Annotated in this window: 6 protein-coding genes; all 6 read right to left on the reverse strand. The window is 74.2% G+C overall.

The window, feature by feature from the left end; translation table 11 throughout:
• Positions 1-791, reverse strand: a 791-nt coding sequence (locus B4M60_RS15490) for a DUF6779 domain-containing protein (RefSeq protein WP_291086098.1), incomplete at its 3' end; no start/stop codon positions are given.
• A 92-nt stretch (positions 792-883) separates the two neighbouring features.
• Positions 884-1,360 (reverse strand): DUF3180 domain-containing protein, encoded by a 477-nt coding sequence (locus tag B4M60_RS15495; protein WP_291086101.1) that lies wholly within the window; start codon positions 1,358-1,360, stop codon positions 884-886.
• A 1-nt stretch (position 1,361) separates the two neighbouring features.
• A complete protein-coding gene (folK, locus tag B4M60_RS15500; protein ID WP_291086104.1) occupies positions 1,362-1,886 on the reverse strand; it encodes a 2-amino-4-hydroxy-6-hydroxymethyldihydropteridine diphosphokinase in 525 nt (174 codons plus the stop codon).
• Positions 1,883-2,278 carry a dihydroneopterin aldolase gene (gene folB / locus B4M60_RS15505; RefSeq protein WP_291086107.1) on the reverse strand — a complete coding sequence of 132 codons (396 nt, stop codon included), beginning with the start codon at positions 2,276-2,278 and terminating at the stop codon, positions 1,883-1,885. The genes folK and folB overlap by 4 nt, the downstream gene beginning before the upstream one ends.
• Positions 2,278-3,099: a dihydropteroate synthase gene (folP, locus tag B4M60_RS15510; protein ID WP_291086197.1), complete on the reverse strand. Its 822-nt coding sequence runs from the start codon at positions 3,097-3,099 to the stop codon at positions 2,278-2,280. Before folP ends, folB begins: the two co-directional genes overlap by 1 nt.
• Before the next feature lie 41 nt (positions 3,100-3,140).
• On the reverse strand, positions 3,141-3,545 hold a 405-nt coding region (gene folE / locus B4M60_RS15515; protein ID WP_291086110.1), incomplete at its 5' end, for a GTP cyclohydrolase I FolE.

Raw genomic sequence — 3,545 nt, forward strand, 5'->3', positions numbered from 1 at the left:
TCGGGCTTCTGCTCCGCCTCGGGCGCGGGCTTCTGCTCCGGCTCGGGCGTGCGGGCCTCGGCCTGCGCCCGTGCCGCGGGCCGGACGGCCGGCCGACGCGCCTGGTCTCGACGCCGCTCCGCGGGACCGGCCCCGCCGGCGTCGACCGGGGAGAGCTTCTCTGTGCGCTCGGTGCTCGGGGTGGCGTCCCGGCCGACCCCGGAAGCGGTCGCGTCGGCGGTCGCCGACCCGACGCCGCTGGTCTCGGGCGCGCGGCGGCGGGGCTCGACACGTTCGGACGGCACGGACGGCAACGTGGGGCCGGCGCCGAGCTGTCCCGCCGGGGCGTGACCACCGACCGCGAAGCGGTCCTCGGGGAGCGTCACCCCCAGCTGTCCCAGCTGCTCCCGGAGCGCGGCGATCTCCTGGCGCAGGGCCTGGATGGAGTCCGAGGTATCCGATCGGACGGAGTCCCGGAGTTCCTTCTCCACGACCAGCTCGTGCTCGCGCCGCGCGGAGATCTCCCGCTCGAGCTGGAGCTCGTAGACGGTGTGCAGGTCACGCACCCGGGCCGCCTCGGTGGCCGCCTGTCGCCGGTACCGGGCCACCAGGAACGCCCCGATGAACGCGGCCCACAGCGCGGCGAGGGTGCCGATCCGGGTCCACACGGGATTGTCGGAGAAGACCATCACCACGGTCGCGACCAGCGCCAGCACCAGCAGCACCACCAGAGCGATGCCCGCCAGTCCACGGTCGTCGCCGCGCGCGGGGCGCGCAGACCGGGGCTTGTCCATCGCACCGTCGGAGCTCATGTCCCGCATGATACGCAGAGAACCACGGGTCACACGAGTAACCTGCGCGTGTCCGGCCCGAACGAGCGCGACGCCCCGGCCACGCGATGCGGTCAGGTCGGCTGCGCCAACCCGCCCGCGTCCTCGTCCGAGGGCGGGGTCTCACACGCCGATTCGAGGAACAACCCGGCCCCCACCAGCAACGCGCCGGACACCAGGACCGCCACCGAGGCCGGCAGCTCGTCGCCGGCGACGGCCAACTCCCCGAGCCTGGGCAGGAAGTACAGCGAGAAACCCGCGCCCAACCCGACGGCCGCCGACCCGAGGACCGCCGAGGCCTGACCGAGGGCCGCACTCCGGGCGATGGTGAGCGGATGCATCTGACTGCGGTCCTGGCCCACCCCGCCGTCGTCGATCGCCGATCGGATCCGCAGCGCCAGCAGGAGGTCGATCAGCGCCACGACCAGCAGCGTGACCCATCCCCACCCGATCGGCGTCATGGAACCCAGGAAGCTCCCGGTGAGGACGTAGGCGCCCACGCCGGCGACGAGCGCGACCAGGACGAGGGTGGAGACGGCGATCCGTGTCATGTCAGGCGGTCCACCCGTCGGGCGCGAGCCGCGCATCGGTCCTGCGCACCGCGGCCACGTCGCCGGGAGACAGGGCCGCAAGATGGTCGGCCACCGCCACCCCGCCGAGTCGGGCGTCCGGCTCGACCTCCAGCCACGGGACCAGGACGAACGCGCGCTCGGACGCGCGGGGGTGGGGCAGGGTCAGGACCTCGTCGGCGGAGCCCACCGTGACCCCGTCCACCTCCGCGGAGACCACGTCCACGTCGAGGGTCCGCGGGCCCCAGCGGAGGTCACGGGTCCGGCCGGCCGCGCGTTCCCTGGCGAATCCCCATTCGAGCACGTCGAGCGGGGTACCCGGATGGACGACGACGAGGACCGCGTTGAGGAAGTCGTCCTGCTCCACCCCGCCCCACGGGGGGGTGGCGTACACCGACGAGGCCGCGACGAGGATCCCGTCCTCCACCGCGTCGGCCACCACGCGCCGGAGCAGGCCGAGGGCGTCACCCTGGTTGCCGCCGATCGACAGCACCGCCCGACAGGTCACCGCGGCCCGCCCGCCCGGCCGCGCCCGCCCTGGCGTGAACGCCTGGCCACCACCGCGACGTCGGCGAACTCCGCCGGGATCGGCGCCTGTGGCTTGTGCAGCGTCACCTCCACCGCGTGGGCATCGGGCGCGAGCTCCATGATCCCGTCGGCGATCCGCGACGCCACGGTCTCGATGAGGTCGCAGGCCGGTCCCGCCACCACGTCGCGCGCGAACAGGGCGAGGGCGCCGTAGTCCACCGTGTCCGCGAGGTCGTCGGAGGCCGCGGCGGCGGTGAAGTCGGTCCACAGGACCAGGTCCACGAGGAAGTCCTGGCCGTCGCGCTTCTCGTGTTCGAAGACCCCGTGGTTGCCGCGGACCCGCAGCCCCCTGAGCTCTATCCGGTCCGCCATCAGCCCCGCTCCTCTCGTCCGGCCGCCCAGGCCGCGGCCACACGGACCGCGTCGACGCTGGGCGCCACGTCGTGGACCCGCACCGCCCAGGCCCCGGCGGCGGCGGCCAGCGCCGTGATCGCCGCGGTCGCCGGATCCCGCCCGGACACCGCACGCGGCTCGCCTCGGTCGTCGGACAGGAGCGACCCGAGGAAACGCTTGCGGGAGGCCGCGACGAGGACGGGGAACCCGAGATCGGTGAGGGCGTCGAGCCCGTGGAGGAGCGCCCAGTTGTCGCGGGAGTCCTTGGCGAACCCCAGACCCGGGTCCAGCACGATCGAGCCGGAGCCGACGCCCGCGGCGAGCGCGGCATCGACCCTGCGCGCGAGGTGATCACGCACCGAGGCCACGACGTCCCCGCCGTAGTCGGCCCTGCCCCCCGCTCCCGCCCGGTAGTCGTCCGGTGACACCCAGTGCATGAGGATCACCGGGCATCCGTGCTCGGCCACGACCCGGAGGAGGTCGGCGTCCGCGAGGCCGCCGGAGACGTCGTTGATGATCGCGGCCCCGGCCTCGAGGGCGCCCGCGGCGACGGAGGAGCGCATGGTGTCGACGGAGACGGTCACGCCCTCGCCCGCGAGCTCGCGGACCAACGGGATCACGCGCCCCGCCTCGTCGCCGCGGTCGACCCGGACGGCGCCGGGGCGGGTGGACTCCCCGCCCACGTCGAGGAGGTCCGCGCCCTGGGCGACCAGCCGCCCCGCGTGGGCGAGGGCGGCCTCGGGCGCGAGGTGTCGCCCGCCGTCGGAGAAGGAGTCCTCCGTGACGTTGACGATGCCCATGACCGCGCAGCGGCCCGGGCGCGGCAGGCCGACCGGACCGTTCACGTACCGCGCAGGAGGCCGAGCGCCTCCGCCCTGGTCGCCGCGTTGGTCCGCATGCTCCCGCGGACGGCGGAGGTCGTGGTGACCGAACCCGGCTTGCGGATGCCCCGCATGGCCATGCACAGGTGCTCGGCCTCGATCACCACGAGCACGCCGGCCGGATCGAGTTTGTCCACCAGGGCGTCCGCGACCTGACTGGTGAGTCGCTCCTGGACCTGCGGCCGTTTGGCGAAGAGGTCCACGAGGCGGGCCAGTTTGCTCAGCCCGGTGACCGCCCCCGACCGACCCGGGATGTACCCGATGTGGGCGACCCCGTGGAACGGCACCAGGTGGTGCTCGCAGGTCGAGTAGATGGGGATGTCGCGCACCAGCACCAGCTCGCGGTGATCCTCGTTGAAGGTCTT

It is taken from the genome of Dietzia sp. UBA5065, from assembly GCA_002415925.1.
Lineage (GTDB): Bacteria > Actinomycetota > Actinomycetes > Mycobacteriales > Mycobacteriaceae > Dietzia.

Bases quoted from the DNA above. Each gene is read 5' to 3' on its own strand.
- B4M60_RS15495 (WP_291086101.1), bottom strand. From the start codon at position 1,360: ATGACACGGATCGCCGTCTCCACCCTCGTCCTGGTCGCGCTCGTCGCC.
- folB (WP_291086107.1), bottom strand. From the start codon at position 2,278: ATGGCGGACCGGATAGAGCTCAGGGGGCTGCGGGTCCGCGGCAACCAC.
- folP (WP_291086197.1), bottom strand. From the start codon at position 3,099: ATGGGCATCGTCAACGTCACGGAGGACTCCTTCTCCGACGGCGGGCGA.